The 22,233-nt window shown below is 72.7% G+C and carries 27 protein-coding genes; 15 read left to right on the top strand and 12 right to left on the bottom strand.

Going from position 1 to position 22,233, the window contains the following annotated elements; genetic code table 11:
* Positions 1 to 27: 27 nt before the first annotated feature.
* Positions 28 to 606 carry a helix-turn-helix domain-containing protein gene (locus DMB42_RS50840; protein ID WP_125648945.1) on the top strand — a complete coding sequence of 193 codons (579 nt, stop codon included), beginning with the start codon at positions 28 to 30 and terminating at the stop codon, positions 604 to 606.
* A gap of 15 nt (positions 607 to 621) precedes the next feature.
* Here DMB42_RS50840 and DMB42_RS53915 read toward each other — a convergent pair whose 3' ends face one another.
* Positions 622 to 765, bottom strand: a complete 144-nt coding sequence (locus DMB42_RS53915; RefSeq protein WP_185845308.1) for a hypothetical protein — start codon at positions 763 to 765, stop codon at positions 622 to 624.
* 172 nt (positions 766 to 937) lie between these two features.
* Here DMB42_RS53915 and DMB42_RS50835 point away from each other — a divergent pair, with 172 nt between their 5' ends.
* Entirely contained in the window at positions 938 to 1,411 is a 474-nt protein-coding gene (locus DMB42_RS50835; RefSeq protein WP_125648941.1) for a hypothetical protein, read from the top strand.
* Positions 1,401 to 1,718 (top strand): transcriptional regulator, encoded by a 318-nt coding sequence (locus tag DMB42_RS50830; protein ID WP_125648938.1) that lies wholly within the window; start codon positions 1,401 to 1,403, stop codon positions 1,716 to 1,718. Before DMB42_RS50835 ends, DMB42_RS50830 begins: the two co-directional genes overlap by 11 nt.
* Positions 1,719 to 1,758: 40 nt before the next feature.
* Here the strand turns inward: DMB42_RS50830 and DMB42_RS50825 are convergent, their stop codons facing one another.
* A complete protein-coding gene (locus DMB42_RS50825; RefSeq protein WP_125648935.1) occupies positions 1,759 to 2,154 on the bottom strand; it encodes a hypothetical protein in 396 nt (131 codons plus the stop codon).
* 174 nt (positions 2,155 to 2,328) lie between these two features.
* Between DMB42_RS50825 and DMB42_RS50820 the strand changes: the two genes are divergently transcribed.
* The 4 genes from DMB42_RS50820 (at position 2,329) to DMB42_RS50805 (ending at position 5,482) form a co-directional block, all read left to right on the top strand.
* Positions 2,329 to 2,745 carry an ATP-binding protein gene (locus DMB42_RS50820; RefSeq protein ID WP_125648932.1) on the top strand — a complete coding sequence of 139 codons (417 nt, stop codon included), beginning with the start codon at positions 2,329 to 2,331 and terminating at the stop codon, positions 2,743 to 2,745.
* Positions 2,746 to 2,871: 126 nt separating this feature from the next.
* Entirely contained in the window at positions 2,872 to 3,207 is a 336-nt protein-coding gene (locus DMB42_RS50815) for a YciI family protein (RefSeq protein WP_125648987.1), read from the top strand.
* A complete protein-coding gene (locus DMB42_RS50810; protein ID WP_260478419.1) occupies positions 3,204 to 4,424 on the top strand; it encodes an RNA polymerase sigma factor in 1,221 nt (406 codons plus the stop codon). The genes DMB42_RS50815 and DMB42_RS50810 overlap by 4 nt, the downstream gene beginning before the upstream one ends.
* A gap of 716 nt (positions 4,425 to 5,140) precedes the next feature.
* Positions 5,141 to 5,482 (top strand): Lsr2 family protein, encoded by a 342-nt coding sequence (locus tag DMB42_RS50805; RefSeq protein WP_125648926.1) that lies wholly within the window; start codon positions 5,141 to 5,143, stop codon positions 5,480 to 5,482.
* Positions 5,483 to 5,508: 26 nt separating this feature from the next.
* On the opposite strand, the gene DMB42_RS50800 is transcribed toward DMB42_RS50805, so the two are convergent.
* Positions 5,509 to 5,946, bottom strand: coding sequence for a hypothetical protein (locus DMB42_RS50800; RefSeq protein ID WP_125648922.1), 438 nt, complete (start codon positions 5,944 to 5,946; stop codon positions 5,509 to 5,511).
* A 239-nt stretch (positions 5,947 to 6,185) separates the two neighbouring features.
* Complete coding sequence (locus DMB42_RS50795) at positions 6,186 to 9,479, bottom strand: S8 family serine peptidase (protein ID WP_260478418.1); 3,294 nt, start codon at positions 9,477 to 9,479, stop codon at positions 6,186 to 6,188.
* A gap of 434 nt (positions 9,480 to 9,913) precedes the next feature.
* Between DMB42_RS50795 and DMB42_RS50790 the strand changes: the two genes are divergently transcribed.
* Entirely contained in the window at positions 9,914 to 12,037 is a 2,124-nt protein-coding gene (locus tag DMB42_RS50790) for a SpoIIE family protein phosphatase (protein ID WP_125648919.1), read from the top strand.
* Positions 12,038 to 12,055: 18 nt separating this feature from the next.
* On the opposite strand, the gene DMB42_RS53910 is transcribed toward DMB42_RS50790, so the two are convergent.
* Entirely contained in the window at positions 12,056 to 12,205 is a 150-nt protein-coding gene (locus DMB42_RS53910; protein ID WP_185845309.1) for a hypothetical protein, read from the bottom strand.
* A gap of 76 nt (positions 12,206 to 12,281) precedes the next feature.
* Here DMB42_RS53910 and DMB42_RS50785 point away from each other — a divergent pair, with 76 nt between their 5' ends.
* The 4 genes from DMB42_RS50785 to DMB42_RS50770 all read left to right on the top strand — a co-directional run bounded on the left by DMB42_RS50785 (position 12,282) and on the right by DMB42_RS50770 (position 14,743).
* Positions 12,282 to 13,151 carry a LysR family transcriptional regulator gene (locus tag DMB42_RS50785; protein WP_125648916.1) on the top strand — a complete coding sequence of 290 codons (870 nt, stop codon included), beginning with the start codon at positions 12,282 to 12,284 and terminating at the stop codon, positions 13,149 to 13,151.
* Between the two features lie 28 nt (positions 13,152 to 13,179).
* Positions 13,180 to 13,305, top strand: a complete 126-nt coding sequence (locus tag DMB42_RS55820) for a hypothetical protein (RefSeq protein WP_260478417.1) — start codon at positions 13,180 to 13,182, stop codon at positions 13,303 to 13,305.
* A gap of 56 nt (positions 13,306 to 13,361) precedes the next feature.
* Positions 13,362 to 14,111 carry a cyclopropane-fatty-acyl-phospholipid synthase family protein gene (locus DMB42_RS50775; RefSeq protein WP_125648913.1) on the top strand — a complete coding sequence of 250 codons (750 nt, stop codon included), beginning with the start codon at positions 13,362 to 13,364 and terminating at the stop codon, positions 14,109 to 14,111.
* Positions 14,112 to 14,242: 131 nt separating this feature from the next.
* Positions 14,243 to 14,743: a DUF1772 domain-containing protein gene (locus DMB42_RS50770; protein WP_185845307.1), complete on the top strand. Its 501-nt coding sequence runs from the start codon at positions 14,243 to 14,245 to the stop codon at positions 14,741 to 14,743.
* On the opposite strand, the gene DMB42_RS50765 is transcribed toward DMB42_RS50770, so the two are convergent.
* The 3 genes from DMB42_RS50765 to DMB42_RS50755 are packed head-to-tail and all read right to left on the bottom strand — an operon-like array spanning position 14,721 to position 16,321.
* Positions 14,721 to 15,380 carry a DsbA family oxidoreductase gene (locus DMB42_RS50765; protein WP_260478416.1) on the bottom strand — a complete coding sequence of 220 codons (660 nt, stop codon included), beginning with the start codon at positions 15,378 to 15,380 and terminating at the stop codon, positions 14,721 to 14,723. The genes DMB42_RS50770 and DMB42_RS50765 overlap by 23 nt on opposite strands.
* A gap of 5 nt (positions 15,381 to 15,385) precedes the next feature.
* Positions 15,386 to 15,748 (bottom strand): antibiotic biosynthesis monooxygenase, encoded by a 363-nt coding sequence (locus DMB42_RS50760; protein ID WP_125648910.1) that lies wholly within the window; start codon positions 15,746 to 15,748, stop codon positions 15,386 to 15,388.
* 33 nt (positions 15,749 to 15,781) lie between these two features.
* A complete protein-coding gene (locus tag DMB42_RS50755; protein WP_125648907.1) occupies positions 15,782 to 16,321 on the bottom strand; it encodes an AAA family ATPase in 540 nt (179 codons plus the stop codon).
* Between the two features lie 31 nt (positions 16,322 to 16,352).
* Here DMB42_RS50755 and DMB42_RS50750 point away from each other — a divergent pair, with 31 nt between their 5' ends.
* Positions 16,353 to 17,345, top strand: coding sequence for a magnesium and cobalt transport protein CorA (locus tag DMB42_RS50750; protein ID WP_125648904.1), 993 nt, complete (start codon positions 16,353 to 16,355; stop codon positions 17,343 to 17,345).
* A 19-nt stretch (positions 17,346 to 17,364) separates the two neighbouring features.
* Here DMB42_RS50750 and DMB42_RS50745 read toward each other — a convergent pair whose 3' ends face one another.
* Positions 17,365 to 17,973, bottom strand: coding sequence for a TetR/AcrR family transcriptional regulator (locus DMB42_RS50745; protein WP_125648901.1), 609 nt, complete (start codon positions 17,971 to 17,973; stop codon positions 17,365 to 17,367).
* Between the two features lie 73 nt (positions 17,974 to 18,046).
* On the opposite strand from DMB42_RS50745, the gene DMB42_RS50740 reads away from it, so the two are divergent.
* Positions 18,047 to 19,234, top strand: a complete 1,188-nt coding sequence (locus DMB42_RS50740) for a cytochrome P450 (RefSeq protein ID WP_125648898.1) — start codon at positions 18,047 to 18,049, stop codon at positions 19,232 to 19,234.
* Positions 19,235 to 19,309: 75 nt separating this feature from the next.
* Positions 19,310 to 19,759: a VOC family protein gene (locus DMB42_RS50735; RefSeq protein WP_125648894.1), complete on the top strand. Its 450-nt coding sequence runs from the start codon at positions 19,310 to 19,312 to the stop codon at positions 19,757 to 19,759.
* 14 nt (positions 19,760 to 19,773) lie between these two features.
* Here the strand turns inward: DMB42_RS50735 and DMB42_RS50730 are convergent, their stop codons facing one another.
* The 3 genes from DMB42_RS50730 to DMB42_RS50720 all read right to left on the bottom strand — a co-directional run bounded on the left by DMB42_RS50730 (position 19,774) and on the right by DMB42_RS50720 (position 22,201).
* A complete protein-coding gene (locus DMB42_RS50730; protein WP_125648892.1) occupies positions 19,774 to 20,997 on the bottom strand; it encodes a beta-ketoacyl synthase in 1,224 nt (407 codons plus the stop codon).
* Positions 20,997 to 21,248, bottom strand: a complete 252-nt coding sequence (locus DMB42_RS50725; protein WP_125648889.1) for an acyl carrier protein — start codon at positions 21,246 to 21,248, stop codon at positions 20,997 to 20,999. Before DMB42_RS50725 ends, DMB42_RS50730 begins: the two co-directional genes overlap by 1 nt.
* A gap of 92 nt (positions 21,249 to 21,340) precedes the next feature.
* Entirely contained in the window at positions 21,341 to 22,201 is an 861-nt protein-coding gene (locus tag DMB42_RS50720) for a 1-acyl-sn-glycerol-3-phosphate acyltransferase (protein WP_125648887.1), read from the bottom strand.
* Between the last annotated feature and the right edge of the window lie 32 nt (positions 22,202 to 22,233).

The raw sequence follows: 22,233 nt of genomic DNA, 5'->3' as shown, positions 1-22,233 counted from the left end.
CTGCGTATGACGCATACACTCTTGCCTATGACGCAAGAACTGGACCTGGACGCCGTGGTCCGGCGGCGTATCCGCGGCCTGCGGCTGGCCCGCGGCTGGTCACTCGACGCCCTGGCCGCGCGTTGCCGGCTGAGCCCGTCCAACCTGAGCCGCATCGAGACCGGTCATCGCCGCATCGCCCTCGACCAGCTCGTACCGATCGCCCGCGCGCTCGGCACCACGCTCGACCAGCTCGTGGAATCCGCCGACGACGAGGACGTGGTGATCCGGCCGCTCCCCTGCGACCACCCGGGCATGACCGTCTGGCTGGTGTCCCGCGAACGTTCCCTGCACGGCGTGACGGTCGCCAAGATGCGGATCACGCCCGAACGCCCGGCCGGTCCGGAGGACCTGAAGGTGCATCCGGGGCGCGAGTGGTTCACCGTCCTGTCCGGGACGGCCCGCCTGCTGCTGGGCGAGCGGACCGTCCTGGTCGAGGCGGGGGACGCGGCCGAGTTCTCGACCATGACCCCGCACGCCCTCGGCGCCCACGACGGACCGGTGGAGCTGCTCACCATCTTCGACCACGACGGCGAACGTTCCCACCTGCACGACGCTCCGGCGTAGGCGGGAGGGCGGAGGTCAAGCGCAGGTGTATCCGGACGGGAGCGCGGTGTCGCCGTCCGGGCGGGTCGCGCGGAGGCCGGTGGCGGCGGGGGCGAGGGTGCCGGTGGCGGTGACGGTCAGCGGCTGGATGACGTACCCGGTGGCCCATTGGGCCTGCACGGTGGGTACGGCCGTGCAGGTTCCGCTCGGCGTGCCGGGCGAGGCGCTATGCAGTTGTCGAACACTGGGCTCTCCCTTCCGGGCGAGGGTCGCCAGAGCGCGTCGCGAGTACTCACTTTTGCGAGACAAAAGTAGATGCTACGGTGAAAGTACTTCTACCGAGGGAGCCGCCATGAGCGATCACGAGTCCGGCGCGATCGACGCGCAGGCCGCCCAGCAGGCGCTGCGGCTGGCCGGCGCGGCCCGCGCGGCCGCCCGTGTGCGGCCCCCCGCCCCCGCCTGGTTCGCGCCCGCGCGCGGGGTGTTGTTCGCGGCCGGGTTCGGGTTGCTGACCGGGCCGTGGGCGCAGCAGGTTCCGGTGCTGACCGCGGGGATCGTCGTCCTGGTGGCCTTCCTGGGCGTGCACGCGGCGGTGGTCAGCCGTGGCGGGGTCGTCACCATGCCGGGCGGCTCGCTGCGCCGGCGGGTGCTGAACCAGCTCGTCCCGGCGGTCGCGTACGGGCTGGGCTGGCCGGCGGCCGTGCCTTTCGGGCAGGGCGGGGGCGCGGTGTGCGCCGCCGTGCTGGGCGGGGCCGCGCTGTGGGCCGTCACCGCCCGGGAGGATCACGCCCTTGAGCGGGCCGACGAGCGGGCCCATGAGCGGTGAGCACCGGCTGGACGACGTCATCCAGCACCCGACGCGGCTGACCGTCATGGCGTTCCTGTCCGGCACGCTGGAGGCCGAGTTCGGCGCGGTGCGCGACTACGCCGAGATCTCCGACGCCAGCGTCAGCCGGATCGTCTCCGCCCTTCAGGAGGCGGGCTACGTCAACGTCCGCAAGGGATACGTCGGCAAGCGCCCGCGCACGTGGCTCTCCCTCACGCCGGAGGGCCGCGGCGCCCTCGCCGGGCACCTCGAAGCCCTGCGGGCGATCGCCGAGACCGCCCGCCAGGCCGCCTCCGGTCCAGGGTGACCGGCGACGTTACCGGTGGGGTGACCGGTGACCCGGACGGTCAGCCGCCGCCGGTGCCTGCCGGGCCCACCCGGCCCGGCGACCACGACGTGTCGGGGTGGGCCTGGCGCCAGGTCAGCAACTGGCGCTCCAGCCGCTGCCGGTCGGTGAGCCGCGGGCGGGCCGGGCGCACACCCGTACGTTCGAGCAGCCCGTACGCGGCCGCCGCCAGCCGCAGCCGGGCCGGGGTGAACCGGCGCCGCAGCAGGTCGGCGGTCACGGCGGCGGTCAGCACGGAGGCCGGCCACAACGCCGCCCTGCCCAGCAGGCCGCCCGCGACCCCCGTGACCTGCCCGCCGCCTCTGCGACGGCCGACAGACTGGCCGGCGCGCTGGTCGAAGTGGTGGTCGACGTGGATGTCGGAGCCTTTGCTCTGGTTGTCGCGGCCTTGCCGCATCGTCAGCCTCCGGATGGGTCTCGGGACCAGGGGCGTGCCGGAAGTTTCCGCTTCTATGGCGCTACCCGGTCCTGTGGCCGTCATACCGCCGGGTTGCGTACGTTTGAGTGCGCGGCGGCTGGAAAGCAGGGAACCGGTTCGCCGACCCCACCCGACCCCGCTGCCGAGACGATCATGACCCTTCAGTTCGAGCTCCAGTGCCCGATCAGCACTGATCTTGCCCTCATCAGGGACCTGGTCCGCGTCCACGGCCGCCACTGCGGGCTGTCCGACGACCGGTTGGAGGACCTGGTGGTCGTGGTCAACGAGGCGGTCACCAACGTGCTGGACCACGGCGGCAGGACGGGCATGGTGACCTCCCGCGACACCCGCGACGGCGTCGTCGTCGAGGTGCTCGACGTCGCCGGCCGGCTCACCCGGGCCCATCTGGCGGCCGCCCGCCTCGACCCGACCGCCTCGCACGGGTACGGCCTGTGGGTCATCCAGCACCTGTGCGACGAGATCGTGCTGGAGCAGACCGCGCTCGGCTCGCTGCTCACGATGTGCCTGCGCCGACGCCGGGCCGAGGAGGACCCGGCCAGATCGGCCTGAACCCCTTCCTCACGTACGCGCCGGAAAAGCCGAAAAGAGCCAGGAAAAAAGACGACGGGAACGTGTCCGGTCACGCCGGTCCCGTTCGTCACCATGGTGAGACGCCGTACGAGCGAGGAGCACGAGATGAAGTACATGATGTTCGTCTGCACCGACACCGAGCCCGACACCGACCAGAACGACCTGCCCGACGTCGAGGCGTGGGTGGCCGAGAACGACGCCCGCGGGCGCCGGGTGCGCGGGGCCGTGCTGGCGCCGGAGTCGGCCGCGACCACCGTGCGCGTACGCCGGGGCGAGCTGGTCCTCTCCGACGGGCCGTTCGCCGAGACCAAAGAGGTGATCGTGGGCTTCGACCTGCTCGAATGCGCCGACCTCGACGAGGCGATCGAGGTCGCCCGCACGCACCCGATGGCCAGGCACGGACGGCTGGAGCTGCGCCCGTTCGCCGATTTCGAGCAGTGATCCGAGCAGCGAGACGACACCTGGAGGAGACGGCGGCGGACGCGTACCCGCGGATCGTCGCCGCCCTGATCCGGGTCACCGGCGACTGGACGCTCGCCGAGGACTGCGCCCAGGAGGCGCTGACGCTGGCCGTGCGGCGGTGGCCGGAGGAGGGCGTGCCGTCCAATCCGGGCGGCTGGCTCATGACGGTGGCGCGCAACCGCGCGATCGACGCGCTGCGCCGCGCCTCGGTGGAGCGCCGCAAGCTCGCCGAGCTGGCGGCGCTCGCCCTGACCTCCCAGGACGGGCCCGGGGACGGGCGGGAGGAGGAGGTCGTGGACGACCGGCTGCGGCTCGTCTTCACGTGCTGCCATCCGGCGCTGGCGCTGGAGTCGCGGGTGGCGCTGACGCTGCGCACCGTCTGCGGCGTGCCGACGGCCGACGTGGCGCGCGTCTTCCTGGTCACCGAGCAGACCATGACCCGGCGGCTGACCAGGGCCAAGAGGAAGATCGCCGAGGCCGGCATCCCGTACCGGGTGCCGGAGGGCCCGGCGCTGGCCGAACGCCTGCCGGGCGTGCTGGCCGTGCTCTACCTGCTGTTCACGCAGGGGTACGACCCGGGCGGCGAGCCGGCGTTCGCCGAGGAGGCGATCCGGCTGGCACGGCTGCTGCGCCGGCTCATGCCCGCGCAGGAGGAGGTGCGGGCGCTGCTGGCGCTGTTCCTCCTGCAACACTCCCGCCGGTACGCCCGCCGCGACGCCGCGGGCGACCTGGTCCCCCTCGACCGGCAGGACCGCTCGCGCTGGGACCGGGCCGCGATCGCCGAAGGGCTGGCCCTGCTGGCCGCGATCGAGGGGGACGGCCCGTACGGGCTGCAGGCGCGCATCGCCGCCTGCCACGCCACCGCCCCCACGCCGCCCGCCACGGACTGGCCGCGGATCGCCCGCTGCTACGACGAGCTGGCCCTGCTCCACCCCACACCCGTCGTCGAGCTGAACCGCGCCGTCGCCCACGGCTACGCCCATGGGCCGCGCGCCGGGCTCGCACTGCTGGAGCGCGCCCGCGCCGAGCTGGACGGCCACCCGCTGGCCATCGCCGCGGAGGCGGACCTCACGGCCAGGGCCGGCGACCGGGCCCGCGCGGCGGCGCTGTTCCGGCAGGCCGCCGCCGCCGCGCACAGCGCCCCCGAGCGCCGCGCCCGCCTGGCCCGCGCCGCCGAGATCACCCCGGCCCCTTAGGCGGCGAACGCCGGCCGCGTCACGGAAAAAACGTCAGTAATAAAGGGACAGAAGGTAACCGGGGCCGTCCCATTCGCACTTGTGCTTCTGCGCCTTGCCGGAGTCGCCGGCATAGAGACCGGCCCGGGAAGCGGATCTCGTACGGCCGGTAAACCGTGTACCGGTGCCGGGAGGCGACCGCCGGCGTCGCGGGTGACGCTCACGACGGCGACCGTGACGGCGCGGCGTATCCCACGGAATGCGCGAGTGATTCGCCACCGGGATCGCCACCGCCGCCGCACGGACACTACACGCCCGCCGCACCCCTGGCGACCCGGCGCTAAATCCGGGACTCCGCGCGCGCACCTCGAAACTCAGCTTTGAATTCATCTTCGATAAGCTGAACGCCGCCGCGCCGCCCGCCTTCCCGCGCCCCCTCCCCCGCCGGGAGCAGCCCTTGCGACCGCGCGTACGCCCCGACCAGGACAGGGCCCGCGGCCGGGCCGCACGCACCTGGCGGGCATGAATGTGACATGGGCATTCCCAGGTGAGATACGCAAGACGGACGCCGTGACACCCCGGACACACGAGGGACCGGTCGCGCTTGAAATGACTTTGACACGCGGTCGGCCCGGCGAGTTCAACGCGTTCACCGACGCCCGGCCGAGGTAAGTTGCCCGCACGCTACTGAAGAGCGCTACAGTACGCAACAACCGTATCGAGCATGGAGTGCCACCATGGCTAAGCAGATTCAAGAGATTCTCATCGACGATGTCGACGGTGGGGAGGCTCATGAGACCGTCGTCTTTGCACTCGATGGCAGCAGCTACGAGATTGACCTTCATGAGGAGAAGGCGGACTCGCTGCGGAAAGCACTGGCGCCCTTCATCGTGAAGGCCCGCCCGGTTCGCGTGGAACGCAGTGGGCGCGGCCGGCGGGCGACCGTTGGCGGCAGCCGGGCTTTGAGCCGGGAGAAGTCTTCGGAGATCCGGCAGTGGGCCAAGGCGAACGGCCTGCCCGTCAGCGAGCGCGGCCGGATCGCGGCCTCGGTGGTCGAGAAGTACGAGTCGGCCCACTAAGGCCCACCAAGGCCCACTGAAGGACGTCAAACGCGCGCGGGCCGGCGGCGGAGCAGTCCGGCGAGCCTGAGCGCGGCCACGACGGCCACCGCGAGGTGCGCCGAGACCAGGGCGATCTGGTAGATCCGCTGCCCGGCCGAAAGTTCGGCCGCGTAGCCGCCGTCGTAGAACCCCGACACGAAGGCCAGCACCCCGGCGACCGCCAGCAGGGCGGCGGCCGGGATCGCGACGCCACGGCGGCTCCGGGTCGCCCCGGCGACCAGCACGACCTGCGCGACCATCATCGGGATCGGCGCGGACAACCGCGCCTGGGGCCCGAGGGCGTCCAGGAACGTCGGGTTCAGCCCGGCGGAGACCGCCATGAACGCGCCGATCAGGTCCATGGCGAGCAGTACACCGACCCCGCCGAGCAACGTCGCGCCGATCGCCCGGCCGGCGGGGGCCGGAATGGTGGAAGCCGGCATGTCTTTCTCCTGTCAGGACGGGCGCCCGCCGTTCGCGGGGCCGGGATCCGCTGTCACCTCCGATGCTCGCCCGGCGCGCTTGGCGCGGACCTGGGAACGACCTGGCGACCACTTGCCCCTGACCTGGACCCGCCGCGGGACGGCGGGGGCGGCGCGGGGAGGTGCTAGACCGTCCGTCGTCGCCGTCCCGCCGTCGTGCCGTGGCGGCCGCGGGTGCTCGCCCGCGGCCGCCGGTCGAATCACTGGACGGTGATCTTGTCCACCTCGACGGTGATCCCCTTCACCTGGGGGGTCGAGGTGGCGGTCGTGATCTTGCCGGTCCCCGCGCTGACCCCCTTGACCTTCATCGAGTACGTCAGCGTCCCGCCGGGAGCCCCCGGCGTGCTGCTGACGACCAGGTCCTGGGTGGGCGGCCCGGAGATCTGGGCGCCGGCGGTGCCCTCGGCGTTCTCGGCGCCGACCGTCAGGCCGTACACGGGGGGCGGCGAGCCGGGCAGGTTGCCCGGGTCGTAGGCGTAGCTGATGTCCTCCACGCCGTTGAGCCCGATCCACTGCTGGAACACCTTCAGGTCACTGGTGCCGTACAGGTTCAGCCGCCATTCGACGACCAGCCAGTCGTTGACCCCGTCGGTCAGGATCGTGGCCAGGATGCCGGGCGCGGCGGTGCCGTCGAGGTCGGTCCAGTACGGGGCCAGCACCCCGTTGGGCCGTGCCGGGTCGGGCAGGGTCTGCGGCGTCGGGGAGACGTCGCCGCCCGTGGCCCCGCCGGCGACGCTGTAGCCGTCGGAGGTCACGCCGAGCCGGGTGTAGTCGCGTCCGGCGAACTTGAAGGCGGGCACGGTGAAGTTGAGCGCCTGCTCGTCGCCGATCGGGGTGGGCGTGACGCCGAAGGCGTCCAGCGGGATGTAGCCGGCCGGTCCGGCGCCGGGCGCGATCGCGGGCTTGGCGGGCTGGGTGGCGGCCAGCGTCGCCTTGGTGGTCGCGATCTGGGTGCCGACCTTGGTCGCCCCCGTGACGCTGTTCAGGCGCAGGCGGGCGTCGAGGGTGCTGAGCGCGGTCACCTCGGCGTCCTCGAACGTGGTGTTGCGGACGGTGACCGTGCAGGTGGACTCGCCGGTGTTCCTGGCGATGGTGTCCGGGGCGCAGGTCTGCTCGACCGGCACCGCGCCCTGCTTGCGGAAGAAGGCCACCGGCAGGTGCAGCGCGCGCGTGCCGCCGGCCTGCTTGAGGTTGACCTGGCCGAAGTACTGGCCTTCCGGCAGGTCCGGCGCGGCGATGACGATGCTCAGCTTCGCGCTCTTGCCGGGCGCGACGGTGAACACCGGCGGCAGGACGGTCACGGAGGCGCCGTTCACGGTCGTGCCGGAGGCGGTGAAGGTGAGCGACGAGCCGGTGGTGTTGGTGACGGTGCGCTTGGCGGTGATGACGCCGGGCATGGTCGGGGCGTTCACCGAGGGCAGGTTGAGGTCGATCCGGTTGAGCGGGTCGGTGGCCGAGGCGACGAAGCCGGCGGCGTCCTGGTCGAGGGTCAGGCCGGGGTCACCGGCCTTGGTCAGGTCGATGCGCCCGCCGCCCATGTCGAACGGGTCGGCCTGCGTGGTCCTGTCCTCCTTGGTGACCGCGGTCTTGGCCGTGGTCTCCAGAGCCGACTTGACCTGGCCGGGCGTCCACGTGGGGTGCAGGGCGAACACCAGCGCCGCCGAGCCCGTCACGTGCGGCGCCGACATCGAGGTGCCCGAGATGACCTGGTAGAGGTTGCCGGGCGGGCCTTCCAGCGGCGACTCGGGGGTCGGCGTCATGCCCGCCATGATGTGCTGGCCGGGCGCGGTGACGTCCGGCTTGAGGAAGTCGCCGCCGGGGCCGCGCGAGGAGAAGTGCGCCATCGCGTCGCCCTGCCAGGTGGACTTGACGCCCTGGGTGAAGGAGGCGGTGGCGCCGGGGTGCGCGGCGAGGAAGGCCAGCAGGGTGTCGGCCTCGGGCTTGTCGACGTGCACGGACGGGAGCCAGTGCGCGTCGGTGAAGACGTCGAACGGGAAGGTGTTGTAGAGAATCATCCCGGCCGCGCCGCCCTGCCTGACGTTGAAGCTCTTCAGCACGCGGTTGGGGGTGCGTTCACACAGGACGATCTTGCCGGTGAAGATGCCGGGAGGCGCCGGTACGTCGCACGCGGCCCGGGAGTACGGCGGCGCCGAGGCCAGGACGACGGGCAGCGGCGAGGCGAGGCCGCCGGTGATGGAGGCACCCTTGATCGTCGCCGTGGCGCCGCCGCCGGACAGCGTGACCGTGGACTGGAAGGTCCGGTTCTGCGAGGAGGCCGCCACCGTGGTCACCCAGGGGCTGCGGTGGTCGGTGGTGCCGGCGCCGGGCCCGGAGTTGCCGGCCGAGGCCGAGACCAGCACGCCGGCGGCGTAGGCGTCGAGGAAGGCCAGCTCGACCGGGTCGCTGTAGGGGTCGCTGCCGCCGGAGATCGAGAAGTTGACGACCCGTACGCCGTCGAGGATGGCACGTGCCACCGCCTGCGCGGAGTCGGAGGGGAAGCAGCCCTCCGCGCCGCACACCTTGTAGACCGACACCTCGGCGGCCGGGGCGATGCCGTGGATCGGGCCGCGGCTGATGCCCAGCGGGTTGGCGTCGGCGACCGGGCCGCCGGCGGAGGTGCTGGCGGTGTGGGTGCCGTGCCCGTTGGAGTCGCGGGCGCTGTCGGGGTAGACCTCGCCGCCGTACACGGCGTTGTAGGTCTCCATGAACGGCTGCCCGCCGATCAGCTTGTTGTTGCAGGTGAACGGGTCGCTGGCCGGGGTGAGCGGGTTGTCGCCGAAGTTGCACACGCGCGGCGTGCCGTCCTTGGTGGGCCCGGGGGCGGGCAGGCCGGGGGCGGCGGCGAAGGAGGGGTGCTCGGGCCAGGCGCCGCTGTCCAGGACGCCGACGATCACGCCCTTGCCGGAGGAGGCGCTGCCGCCGAGCTTGCCGTAGATGGTGTTCGCGCCGATGAACTCGGGGCTGGAGTCGGTCAGCAGTTGCTGAGGCCTGTCCTCCTGCACGGCGACCGCGCCGGGGAGCCGCAGCACCTCGGCCGCCTTGTCACCCGGGATGCGCAGGGCGATGCCGCCGTAGACGGTCCTGACGCGCTGGCCGACGACGGCCCCGGGGATCTTCTTGGTCAGCTCGGCCAGGAAGGCGTTCTCGACGTCCTGGATGTGGGTGCCGTACTTCCTGGCGTCGGCGCTCCTGGTGTCGAGGGCCTTGCCGGTGACGGCGGGGCTGGTGGCCGGGAGTCCGGACAGCCCGCCCTGGTAGGCGGCCAGCGAGTCGTAGTCCAGCTTGACCATGACGTTGACGGGCGCGGGCGAGGTGGCCCGCAACAACGCCGTGTCGCTCTTGGCGAGCTTGCCCGTGGGGGACTTGGCGCCCTCGACCACCTCGGCGCCGGCGAGCGGTACGGCCCGCCACTTGGCGGGCGGGGTCGGCGTGGCGCGTGCCACGGCCGGGCTCATGGTCATCACGACGCCGAGCCCGACGGCTAACGATGTCAACCGGCGTAAACGGGATGAGAAGGAACGGGACAACACAAAGACCTCCTGGCCGAGGAGCTGCACGAACCCGCCAGACCGGCCGAAGACGTCATGTCACCCCCACGCGCGCATGCCGGAGAGATCGATGACCCTCCCCGGCGGGTGACGAGCTGGACCGCCTCCCCTCTCCGATCGCGGAGCGGCTTGGCGTCCGAACCGGAGTGTAGACAGCGATCACCTGGCGGAGAAGCCCGCCGGATTGTCACAAATCGGCCATCTGTCCCGACCGTACGGCCACCCGCCTCCCGCCACTCGCAAAGCTCATATTCCTCCCACCTCTTCGCCAGAATCCAGCAACGGTGACCTACACCCCTAATACGGATATCTACAGTTGTCCTATGGGCGATCATTGGGACGCGGCGCCGACGTCATCGCAGGACGGAACGAGGTAGTCCGTGGGGGGCCACGCCGACGAGGGGACCCTGCCGCACACCTCGGCCCTGGACGAGGCGCTGGCCCAGGCCGCCCGCGACACCGGGGCGCACATCGGCGCGGTGTACCTCCTGACGGGCTCCCCGCAGGTCCTGGTGATGGAGACGGAGATCGGGCTGCCCACGCAGATCGTCAAGCCGTGGACCACCGTCAGGCTCGACGCCGGGGCCCCCGTGGCCGCCGCCGTACGCCAGGGGCGGCTGGTCTGGGTGCCGAACCCGCAGGAGCTGGCCTGCCGTTTCCCCGGTACGGCCCTGGCCTTCCCGTACTCCTTCGCCACCGCCTCCGCGCCCCTGCACAGCGACTCCCGCATGTGGGGTTCGTGGATCCTGTTGTGGCCGGCCGAGCGGCCGTCCGAGCTGAGCGAGTCCGAGCTGGACGTCATCAGCGCCACGAGCGAGCGCCTGGCCGCCATTCTGGAGCAGGCCGACGACTGCGGGCACCCGCTGCGTCCCACGGGCGAGCCGCGCGCGCTGACCCCGGTGGCGCCGCCGATGCCCGACCCGTATGAGGCCGTGGCCGCGGCCGGCTACCTCGAACGGCTGCGCGACGGCTCCGTCGCGCTCGACCTGGACGGCGTGGTCACCTTCGCCAGCCCCACCGCCGCCGACCTGCTCGGCACCACCGTCGCCCACCTGCTGGGCACGCCGCTGTGGGAGACGGCGACCTGGCTGAAGGACCCGGCCTTCCAGGACCGCTGCCGGGCCGCGGTGGTCGGCCAGCAGGTCGCCTCCTGCTCGGCGCGCCGGCCGGACGGCCACGAGCTGGAGTTCGTCCTGCATCCCGACCCGACCGGCCTCAGCCTGCGCATCACCCCCTCGCCGGCGGACCTGCCCGCGCAGCGGCTCGCGCGTTCGGCCTCGGCGGGCGCGTCCAGGTTGCCGCGGGCCGACGTCTTCTACAACTTCCTGCACATGGCGGCGGCGATGACCCGGGCGCTGAACGTGCGCGAGGTCGTCGATCTCATCGCCGTGCACGTCATGCCCGTGTTCAAGGCCCAGGCGATGGCGATCATGCGGGCCGAGAGCGGCCGGATGAGGATCGTCGGCTCCCACGGCTACTGCCCCGAGGTGCTCGACCGGTTCGACGGTCAGACGCTGGCCGCGCCCAGCCCCGCCGAGCAAGTCGTCCGTACGGGCGAGCCGGCCTTCTTCGCCGACCGGGACGAGCTGCGCCAGGCGTTCCCGGAGACCGCGCAGGACGACGGGATGTCGGCGTGGGCGTTCCTGCCGCTGACCGTCTCCGACGACACCTTCGGCGTCTGCACGCTGGCCTTCGACCATCCGCGCCCGTTCACCGCCGAGCAGTGCGCGACCCTGAACACCCTGGCCGGGCTGATGGGCCAGGCCCTGGACCGCGCCCTCCTGTACGACACCAAGGACCGGCTGGCCCACAGCCTCCAGACCTCGCTGTTGCCCGGCAGCCTGCCGGACATGCCGGGCCTGGAGGTCGCCGCCCGGTACGTGCCCGCCACCCGCGGCGTCGGCATCGGCGGCGACTTCTACGACCTGATCCGCCTGAACGAGACCACCGCCGCCGCCGTCATCGGGGACGTCCAGGGACACAACATGACGGCCGCCGCGCTCATGGGCCAGGTGCGGACCGCCATCCACGCCCACGCCGCCGTCGGCGCCAGCCCCGGCGACGTGCTCCAGCACACCAACCGGCTGCTCATGGACCTGGACACCGACCTGTTCACGAGCTGCCTGCTCATCTACTTCGACCTGCGCCTGCGTACCCTGTGCGCGGCCAACGCGGGCCACCCCCTGCCGCTGCTGCGTCCGCCGAACATGCCGGCCGAGGTCATCGACATCCCGGCGGGCCTGCTGCTCGGCATCGACGCCGACGCCGAGTACGCGACGGTGGAGGTGCCGTTCCCGCCGGGCGCCGTCCTGGCCCTCTACACCGACGGGCTGATCGAGGCGCCGGGGGTCGATCTGGACGAGGCCATCGACGGGCTGGCGGAGTACCTGACCAGCGCCCCGCGCGAGCAGCTCCAGCAGATCGCCGGCACCCTGCTCGACCACGCCCCGCACACCGACGACATCGCCCTGCTCCTCCTGCAACACCGCGCGAACTCGACCTGAGCGCGGGCCTCCGGGCCGTCAGTGCGAGACGAACGTGTGGTGGTCGGCCAGGGCGAGCGCGCGGGCGAGGTCGAGCAGCCGCAGCAACCCGCGCCCCGCCCACCGGACGGGAGCGGGACGACGGGACTCATAGGCGGCCGACCACAGGACGGGTACGTGACGTTCCATGGGGACCAGCATGTCCCCGCCCCCACCGATCGTTCCAACACATCGTCTCGCTGGCAGCCATCGCTATCGTAGATGGATGGAACTGCGCCAGCTCCGCCACTTCGTCGCCGTCACCGCCCACGGCAGCTTCACCGCCGCCGCCAGGGCCGAGCTGATCGTGCAGTCCGCGCTCAGCACGTCCATCCGCAAGCTCGAACGCGAGCTGGGCGCCGACCTGTTCGAGCGCACCGGACGCCGGCCGATCCTCACCCCGGCGGGGCACGCGTTCCTCCCGGCGGCGCGGGCGGAGCTGGCCGACGCCACCGCGGCCGCCGACGCCGTCTCCGCCGTGTCCGGGCTGGCCACGGGCCGGGTCGCGATCGGCACGATCCAGACGCTCACCTGCGTCGACCTGCCGGCCGAGCTGGCCGCCTTCCACCACCTGCGGCCCGGCATCCAGATCTCGGTCCGCGACGCCCCCGTGGCCGGGCTGCTGGACGCGCTGCTGGCCCGCGAGCTCGACCTGGCCTACCTCGCCCTCGACGGCGCCGACCTGCCGGAGGGCCTGGCGGTGTTCGACTCCTGGGAGGAGGAGCTGGTGCTGATGACCTCTCCGGCACACCGGCTGGCCGGCGCCGAGCGGGCCCTGCTGTCGGAGCTGACGGAGGAGCCGTTCGTGGACTTCAAGGCGGGCACCGGCCTGGAGACGGCGGTGCGCCGGCTGGCCGCCGGCTGCGGGCTGCACCGGCAGATCACCTGCGAGGTCACCCAGATCCGGCTGCTGGTCGAGCTGGTACGGGCCGGGATCGGCGTGGCGATCGTCCCCCGCCGCGTGGCCGAGCAGGAGCGGCTGCCCACGGTACGGATCCGCCAGCCCGACCCGGCCAGGACGGTCGTGCTGGCCGGCCGCGCGCCCGTGCCCGCCAACCCGGCCGCCGGCGCCCTGCTGGCGCACCTCACCCGGTGACCTCAGGAACGGCACGCCGGCCGGCGGCATGGGCACACCCCGGGCCATCGCGCACGCCGCCGTCTACCTGGCCGCCGAGGAGGCGGCGTTCGTCCACGGGATCGTGCTCGACGCGCTCGGCGTGCGCACCACGGCGGCCGTCATCGCCGCCTGAGACCGGCCGGATAACCGTTTGAACGAACGGCGCCCCTCGTGGTGGGATGGCCCGCTGTGTCAACGTTCCAGGACCTCGTACGCCCCGATGTCTACCCGCGTTCCTCCGGATACGACCCGGAATGGGTGCTCGGGCTGGACATGGGCCCCCACCCGCTGTGGTTGCTGGAGGACCTCGCCCGCGACCTCGACCTGAGACCGGGCATGCGGGTGCTGGACCTGGGCTCCGGCCTGGGGGCGACCTCCGTCTTCCTGGCCCGCGAGTTCGGGGTGGAGGTCGTGGCCGCCGACCTGTGGGTCGAGCCCGGGAAGGCCGAGGCGGTCTTCGCCGGGGCGGGCGTCGCCGACCGCGTCCAGGCCGTACGGGCCGAGGCGCACGCGCTGCCGTTCGAGCAGGAGTCGTTCGACGTGATCGTCAGCGTCGACGCCTTCGAGTACTTCGGCACCGCCGATTCCTACCTGCCCTACCTCGTCCGCTTCCTGCGCCCCGGCGGGCAACTCGGCGTCGCCACGCCCGCCATGACCCGCGAGGTCCGCGACCTCGGGCACATCCCCGGCCACATCAAGGCCCTGGTCGGCTGGGAGGCGATCGCCTGGCACACCGCCGAGTGGTGGCGCTTCCAGTGGGAGATCACCGAGCTGGTCACGGTGACGTCCGCGCGCCTTCAGGACGGGGGCTGGCACGACTGGCTGCTGTGGGCACGCGCCCGCGGGGAGGCGGCCACGGTCGCCATGCTCGAAACCGACCAGGGCGAGTACCTGTCCTTCGCCCTGGTGACCGCCCGGCGGAACCCGCCGCCTTCCTGACCGGCGCCGCCCGTCTGGATTCTCACGTATGCGCGGGAGAGCTTCGGCCATGGCCGCGCTCCCCCGGCATCGCGTTGACTGAGACCCGCGTCCGGGAGGTCGGACGCGGAACGAGAAGAGGAAACACACTGATGTCGGTTCTGCGCGCTGTCGTGCTCATCGCGGCGACCATGGCGACCGGGCTCGCGGCGGGCGTCTTCGGGCTCTACAGTCACACCATCATGCGCGGCCTCGGCGGCACGGACGACCGCACGTTCGTCACCGCGTTCCAGGCCATCGACCGGGCGATCATCAATCCCTGGTTCATGCTGAGCTTCATGGGCGCGCTGGCCTTCACCGGCCTCGCCGCGGTGCTGCACCTCGGGCAGAACGTGCGCGCGGCGCTCCCCTGGATCCTCGTCGCCCTGGTCCTCTACCTGGTCGCCTTCGTCCTCACGGTGGCCGTGAACGTGCCGCTCAACGACGCGCTCAAGGCGGCCGGCGACCCGGACAAGATCACCGACCTGGCCGCGGTGCGCCGCGCGTTCGACGAGGCCAAGTGGGCCGGTTTCAACCTCGTCCGCACGATCGCGACCACGGGGGCGTTCGCCTCCCTGTGCTGGGCGCTCGTCACGAGTGGCCGGGCGAACTGACGGCCCGTACCAGGAGCCGGCGCAGCTCGACCGGGTCCTGTACGGCCGACACCGGCGGCCCGCCGCCGATCACCAGGGACGGGACCCCGGTGACGCCGTGCGCCGCCGCCCGGCGCCGGTCGGCGCGTACCTGCTCGCCGTAGCCGTCACCGGCGAGCAGGGTCTCGACCTCCTCGCCGGGCAGGCCGGCCTCGGCGCCCACCCGGCGCAGCACCTGCGGGTCGGCCACGTTCAGGCCCTCGGTGTGGTAGGCGTGCAGCAGATGTTCCATCGCCTGGTCGGCCAGGCCGTGCGCGGCGGCCAGGTGGTGCAGCCGGTGCGCGTCGAACGTGCTGACCGGCCTGGCCAGGTGCAGGTTGAGCGCCAGCCCCTCGGCCGCGCCCAGGGAACGGATCAGGGCGACGCGGGCCGGCGCGCCCTCGCCCAGCCAGCCGGCCATGGCCTCGGCGGCCGTCGGGCCGGGGGTCCGGCCCGCGTCCGGGGCCAGTTCGAAGCTGCGCCAGACGATCCGCGGCCGTTCTGCGGCCGGGATGCCTTCCAGCGCGGCGCTCATCCGTCTCTTGCCGATGTAGCACCACGGGCAGAGCACGTCGGCGTAGACCTCGACATGGATCCCGGCGGGGATCCCGGCGTCCATGGCGGTCATCCGTCGAGCCGCCGCGGTCCGGGGCCGACCTCGCGGACGACCCTGTAGGTGGGCGGGCCGCTCATGCGGGCCTCCGCCGTGCCGGTCAGGCCGTCGAGGGCGGCGCGGATGGCCGCCGTACGGCCCTCGCCGTCGGAGGTGTTCACGAAGTGGCGGTAGTCGTCCTCGCTCGCCCAATGGACGATGTTGTAGACGCGGGTGCCGTCGGTGCTCAGGTGGAAGCGGGCCGAGCGGTAGCCGGGGTAGAACCGCACCCATCGTTCCTGGATCTCCGCGAAGGCCGCGACCAGCTCCCGCTGGGTGTCGTGGCCGTCGACCGTGTAGTCGATGATCGAGTAGAAACCGGTGTCGGTGGTCACGCGCCCATCCTGCAACCTCAACCGCGGTTGAGATCAAGCGTTCAGTGAGCGCTCGATCAGCGTGACGCGGTCGGCCACCGGCGCGGCGGGGATCTCGACGAGCTCGAACCCGAGGTCGCGGTAGGTCCGTTCGTGCAGGCGCTCGAAGTCGAGTGAGTCCTCGAAGCTGATCCGCCGGGCGGGCGTGGCCCGCACGAAGCCCTGGTTGCGGACGAAGAAGACCCTTCCGTCGTACGTACCCTCGGCCACGACCCGTTCGACCTCGCGGGCGAGCAGGCGGGACGTGCCGAACCCGAGGTAGCGGCTCAGCGCCAGCGTGCAGACCGGCGAACGGTCGAAGAAGACGGCGGCGGCCCGGTCCTGCCGCACCGCCTCCTGGCGACGGCGTTGCAGGGTGACGACCTCGTCCACGAAGGCGGGCTCGTGCCAGGGCTCGGCGGGGCCGAGCGCGCCGGCCAGGGCGATGACGTCCGTCGCCGCCTCCTCGACGACGGCGTGCCCGCGCACCTCCAGCAGGCGCAGGACGGCGGTCTTCCCGGCCCCGGGGGCGCCGGTGAGAACGTGTCTGGGCATGACTTCTCTCCCTTGGGCGAAAATGCCGGTTGTGATTGTGGACAAGGCGATCTACTGCGACGGCGTACGCGAGACCATCGAGGGCGACATCAGCGAGGCCTTCGCCGGGGCCCGGGCGCGAGGTGACTGCTTCCTGTGGATCGGCCTGCACGAGCCCACACAGGAGGAGTTCGACCTGATCACCAGCGAGGTGCAGCTGCACCCGCTGGCCGTGGAGGACGCCATCCACGCCCACCAGCGCCCCAAGCTCGAACGCTACGGCGACACCCTGTTCGTGGTGCTCAAGCCGCTGCTCTACGTCGAGAACGGCTCCGACATCGAGGTCGGTGAGATCAACCTGTTCGTGGGCGCCGACTTCGTCATCAGCGTACGGCACGGCCCGGCCAACCCGCTCACCGTGGTCCGCCGGCGCATCGAGGCCGACCCCGAACTGCTGGCCGCCGGGCCCGCCGGGGTCCTGTACGCGATCTGCGACGAGGTCGTGGACACCTACTCGCAGATCTCCCACGAGGTGGAGCACGACCTCATCGTCCTGGAGCGGCGGGTCTTCAGCGGCGAGCACGCCGACGTGACCGAGGACATCTACTCGCTCAAACGAGAGGTGCTGGAGTTCCGGGCCGCCCAGGACCCCCTGATCCCGGTCCTGGAGGAGATCGTCAAGGGCCGGGTGGAGCTGTGCGCCGTCGCCCGCGACCAGTTCCGCGACGTCCTGGACCACCTGCTGCGGGTGGACGCGGCGATCGACCAGCACAACGAACTGCTCACCAACGCCCTGAGCGCCCACCTGGCGCTGGTGGGCCGGGAGCAGAGCTCGGCGGCCATGCAGCAGAACGCCGACATGCGCAAGATCTCCTCCTGGGCCGCCCTCATCGCCGTCCCCACCATGATCGCCGGGGTGTACGGCATGAACTTCGACCACATGCCCGAGCTGCACTGGTTGCTGGGGTATCCGCTGGCGTTATCCCTCATGGCGGTCGCGGTGGTCGTCGTGTACCGGCTGCTGCGCAGGAGCGGCTGGTTGTGAGCCCTCCGGCGCGCCGACGTCAGGCGTCGTCGAGGGTGGACAGCCCGTCGAGCGCGATCTCGATCCCGCGGCGGCCGGCGGCCAGGACGTCGTCGTCCGAGCCGCCCCGCTGCTGGGCGACGAGTCCGGCCACGGCCAGCGCGCCCATGAAGCTCCCGACCGCCGCGCCGGCCGAGACGGGGTCGAGGCGGGGGTAGACCTCGGCCAGCGCGGCGGCCAGCCGGGGCTGCGTCTCCATCATGAGCGTCAGGCCGCGGGAGCGCAGCGCGGGCTCGGTGAGCATCAGCCGCGCCCGCAGCGGCGACAACGCGAAGTCCAGCTCGTCGTCCTCGGCCATGCTGCGCACCAGGGCCTCGAACATCCGGCTCAGCAGCTCGCCCAGGGGCTCGCCCGGCCTCCGCCCGGCGATCACCTCCAGCATGGCCAGCTCGCGGTCGCCGGCCCGCAGGAAGAGCACGTCCTCCTTGCCGGCGAAGTAAGCGAAGAAGGTGCGGGGCGCCACGTCGGCCGCCGCGGCGATGTCGGCGACGGTGGTCTGCTCGTAGCCCCGCTCGGCGAACAGCCGCACGGCGGCCTCCAGCAGCGCGCGGCGGGTGCGGACCTTCTTGCGTTCGCGATGACCTTCCACCGGGCCAGCCTACTGCATGGTCTGCGTTTACGCATAGCTTGCAATTTCGCAGTCTATGCGATTTTCTGAAGTCATGGACATCCTTCAGGCCCTGCCGCTCGAACGCGACGACCCGTTCGAGCCGCCGGCCGTACTCGGAGAGCTGCACGGACCGCTGCACCGGATGATCTACGCCGACGGCCGGCCCGGCTGGCTGGTCACCGGCCACGCCGAGGCCCGCGTGGTGCTCGACGACCCGCGCTTCAGCAACACCTCCCAGGGCGCCGCCCCGCCGATCAAGGAACTGGCGCCGCCCGAGGGGCTGACGGACCTGGTGATCCCGCCGGGCTTCTTCATCGCCATGGACGACCCCGAGCACTCCCGCTACCGCAGGCTGCTGACGGGCCACTTCAGCATGCGCAGGATGCGGCTCCTGGAGCCCAGGATCCAGGAGATCATCGACGGCGTGCGCGACGAGATCGCCCGCGCGGGCGCCCCCGCCGACCTGGTCTCCGCGTTCGCGCTGCCGGTGCCCTCGCTGGTGATCTGCGAGCTGCTCGGCGTCCCGTACGAGGAGCGCTCCCGTTTCCAGGCCACCACCGCGCGGGCGGTGAACCTGGACAGCCCCGTCGAGGAACGCGGCGCGGCGGGCGCCGAGCTGATGGGCTACCTGTCCGAACTGGTCGCGCGCAAGCGCGCCGCCCCCGGCCAGGACCTGATCAGTCAGCTGGCCACCGGCGGCGAGCTGAGCCACGAGGAGCTCACGGGCGTGGCCACGCTGCTGCTGACCGCCGGGCACGAGACGACCGCGAACATGCTGGCCCTCGGCACGTTCCTGCTCCTGTGCCGCCCCGAGCAGGCCGAGCTGGTACGCACCGACCCCGGCGTCGCGGCGACCGCCGTCGAGGAGCTGATGCGCTACCTCAGCATCACCCACATCGGCCCGATCCGGGTCGCCAGGGCCGACGTGCCGCTCGCCGGGCGGACGATCAGGGCCGGGGAGACCGTGACGCTGTCCCTGCCGGCCGTCAACCGTGATCCCGCCCGCTTCCCCGACCCCGGCCGCTTCGACGTCGCCCGCGAGGCAGGCCCGCAGCTCGGCTTCGGCCACGGCATCCATCAGTGCCTGGGCCAGCAGCTGGCCAGGCTGGAGATGCGGCTGGCCTACCCGGCGCTGCTGCGCCGCTTCCCCGGGCTGCGGTTGGCCGTGCCCGCCGCGGAGGTGCCGCTGCGTCCGCGTGCCACCATCTACGGAGTGGCCGCGCTGCCCGTCACGTGGTGATCCCGGGGTTTGACGCGCCGCCTCCGCGTGCAGGAAGCGGGGCGGACGCGCGGGCGATCATGGGAAGGACGTGCGATGGCCGGTCAGGACGACGGGATCAGGTTGCGTCAGGTGGTGCTCGACTGCACCGACGCCAGGGCGCTGGCGGAGTTCTACCGGGCCCTGCTGGGCCTGGTCTACCGGCCCGGCGACGAGCCGCCCGAGGCGGGGGCCGACGACCCGCGCGGCCGTGACTGGCTCGTGCTGAGAACCCCGGACGGCGCCCCTCAACTCGCCTTCCAGCAGGTCGGCACGTTGCCGGCGGCGACCTGGCCGGACGACGGGGTGCCCCAGCAGCTCCACCTGGACCTGACCGTGGCGTCCGCCGGGAACCTCCTGGCCCAGCACGAACGTGTCCTGCGCCTCGGCGGCCGACTGCTGCTGGACCGGATCGACGACGCCGAGGAGCCCCTGCGGGTCTACGCCGATCCGGCCGGTCACCCGTTCTGCGTGTTCGTCTCCCCGTCGCATCCCGGGGAGCACTGACGCGGCGCGGACCGTCAGGGCGGCGGCGAGAGGATCAGGGTGGCGTTGTGGCCGCCGAAGCCGAACGAGTTCGACAACACCGGCCCCCGCGCGATCGGGCGGGGCACGGCCGCCGCGTCGACGTCGCAGCGCGGGTCGAGCCGGTCCAGGTTGGCGGTCGGCGGGGCGGTGCACTCCGCGATCGCCAGCACGCAGGCCACGGCCTCGATCGCCCCGGAGGCGCCGATGGCGTGGCCGGTCACGCCCTTGGTCGAGGTCACCGGCACGGCGGCGGGCCCGAAGACGCTCCGGATCGCCTGGGCCTCGGTCAGGTCGTTCAGCTCGGTCCCCGTGCCGTGGGCGTTGACGTGCACGATGTCGGCCGGGCTCAGGCCGGCGTCGCCGAGCGCGGCCTCCATGCACCGCCGGGCGCCCTCTCCCTCGGGGGCGGGCGCCGTCAGGTCGTGGGCGTCGCAGGTACGGCCGTAGCCCGACAGCTCGGCGTGGACGCGGGCGCCCCGGCGTACGGCGTCGTCGAGGCGTTCCAGGACGAGGAAGGCGGCCCCCTCGGCCAGTACGAACCCGTCGCGGCCCGCGTCGAAGGGCCGGCAGGCCGCCGCCGGGTCGTCGTTGCGGGCCGACAGGGCGCGGCAGCGGCTGAAGCCGTGCAGCATGCCGGGCGTGATGTTGGCGTCCCCGGCGCCGGCCAGGACCAGGTCGGCCGAGCCGTCGCGGATCAGCCGGACGCCCTCGCCGATGGCGTGCGCCCCGGACGCGCACGCGGTCGACACCGCCATGCTCGGCCCCCGGACGCCGTACCGCATGCCGACGGCGGCGGCGCCCGCGTTGGGCATGATCTTCGGGATGAACAGCGGGGACGCCTTCAGCCCGCCGGGACCGTCCGCGCCGAGCAGCGTCGACTCGTACGTCTCGGTGCCGCAGAAGGAGCTGCCCGCCACCACGGCCCGGCCCTCGGCCGGGACCTCGGGATGGCCGGCGTCGGCCAGCGCGTCGCCCGCGGCGCACACCGCCAGCAGCGACGCCCGGTCCAGCCGCCGGGCCTGCTTGACCGTCAGGTACGCCGAGACGTCCAGGTCGTGGATCTGGCAGGCGAAGCGCACCGGAAGGGCGGACACGTCGAAGGAGGTGATGGTCCGTGCCGTGGAACGCCCGCCGAGCAGCGTGTTCCACAGTTCCTTGGGGCCGGACCCGGCCGGCGTGCGCAGGCCGACCCCGGTGACCGCGACGCGGGTTCGCATCAGCCGCCCACCGTCATCAGATGGCGGCGGATCACGGCGGCCATGTCGGCGACCGTACGGACCCGCTGCAGCGACTCGTCGGCGAAGGTGCCCCATTCGTCCTCGACCACCGCGTACAGTTCGGCGAAGTCGAGGCTGTCGGCGTCCAGTTCGGTGCGCAGGTCGGTGTGCGGGGTGATCTGAGCCGGGCTGACCCCCAGGACTCGCGCGCAGTGGCCGCGGAGCAGGTCTGCGATCTGGTCGTCGGTCATGGTGTCCTCCGTTCTCTCGACGAGTTGGGGGGGCGAGTCCGAGTGTGCAGGAGCAGTGCGTGCCGGTCCGGGTGTGACACCTCAAATGTCCATCAAGCCGGGCCGAGGACGGCTGCCCTGACCTGCGACTCGGCCAGCGCGGCCAGGGCCGCCCGGTCCTCGCGCGGCCGTCCGGAGGGCTCGTGGCGTACGGGTGGCAGGAAGGTCACCTCGGCCACCACGTGCCGGGTGGCGACCACGCGCAGCAGCGAGGTCAGCAGGGACTCCTCCCCGACCCAGGAGCCGCGGCTGGAGCGCGCCCGTCCCTCCAGGTAGCGCAGCGCCACCGGACGTACCGTGGCGCCCGCGTCCAGCGCGGCCTGGAACAGGGCCGGGTGGAAGGCGCCCATGGCGTGGCCGCACCAGGTGGTGCCTTCGGGGTAGGCCAGCACCGTGTCCCCGTCGCGCAGGGCGGCGGCTACCGCGGTGACGGCGGCGGGCAGCGCGGCGGGGCGGTCCCGGTCGATGAACAGGGTGCGGTGTGCCGCGGCCAGCGACCGGATCAGCGGCCAGCGGCCGACGTCCCGCTTGGCGAGGTGGCGGGCCGGTGTGACGGCCGCCAGGACCAGCGAGTCGGCCCAGGAGACGTGGTTGCTGACGAGCAGGGTTCCGGGGCTGCCGGGGCCGGCCGGTGCGGGGACGCCGTTCGTGGTCCGTACCGTGATGCCGACCGAGCCGACGATCAGGCGCATGGACCGCCGGGACAGCGGCCCGCGCAGGGCCGCCGGGCCGTGGCGGAGCACCGGCGTCACCGCGAGGGCCGTCAGCAGGGCCAGCCCGCAGCCCAGGAGGCGGGCGGCCCGGCGGACCGGCCCGGCGGCGGTGACGGGCGGCCCGACGCAGGACTCCGGCGCGCACGGCGTCGTCGGGGACGCCGTGTCCTCGTGGCGGTGGTCCTGTGCGGGGATGGACATCGCGATCTCCTTGGTCGGCCGGGCGGTCGGGC

The sequence above is a fragment of the Nonomuraea sp. WAC 01424 genome, assembly GCF_003947315.1.
Classification (GTDB): domain Bacteria; phylum Actinomycetota; class Actinomycetes; order Streptosporangiales; family Streptosporangiaceae; genus Nonomuraea; species Nonomuraea spiralis.
Note: the sequence above shows the minus strand (reverse complement) of the source record. Positions and strands in the feature narration are given on the sequence as shown.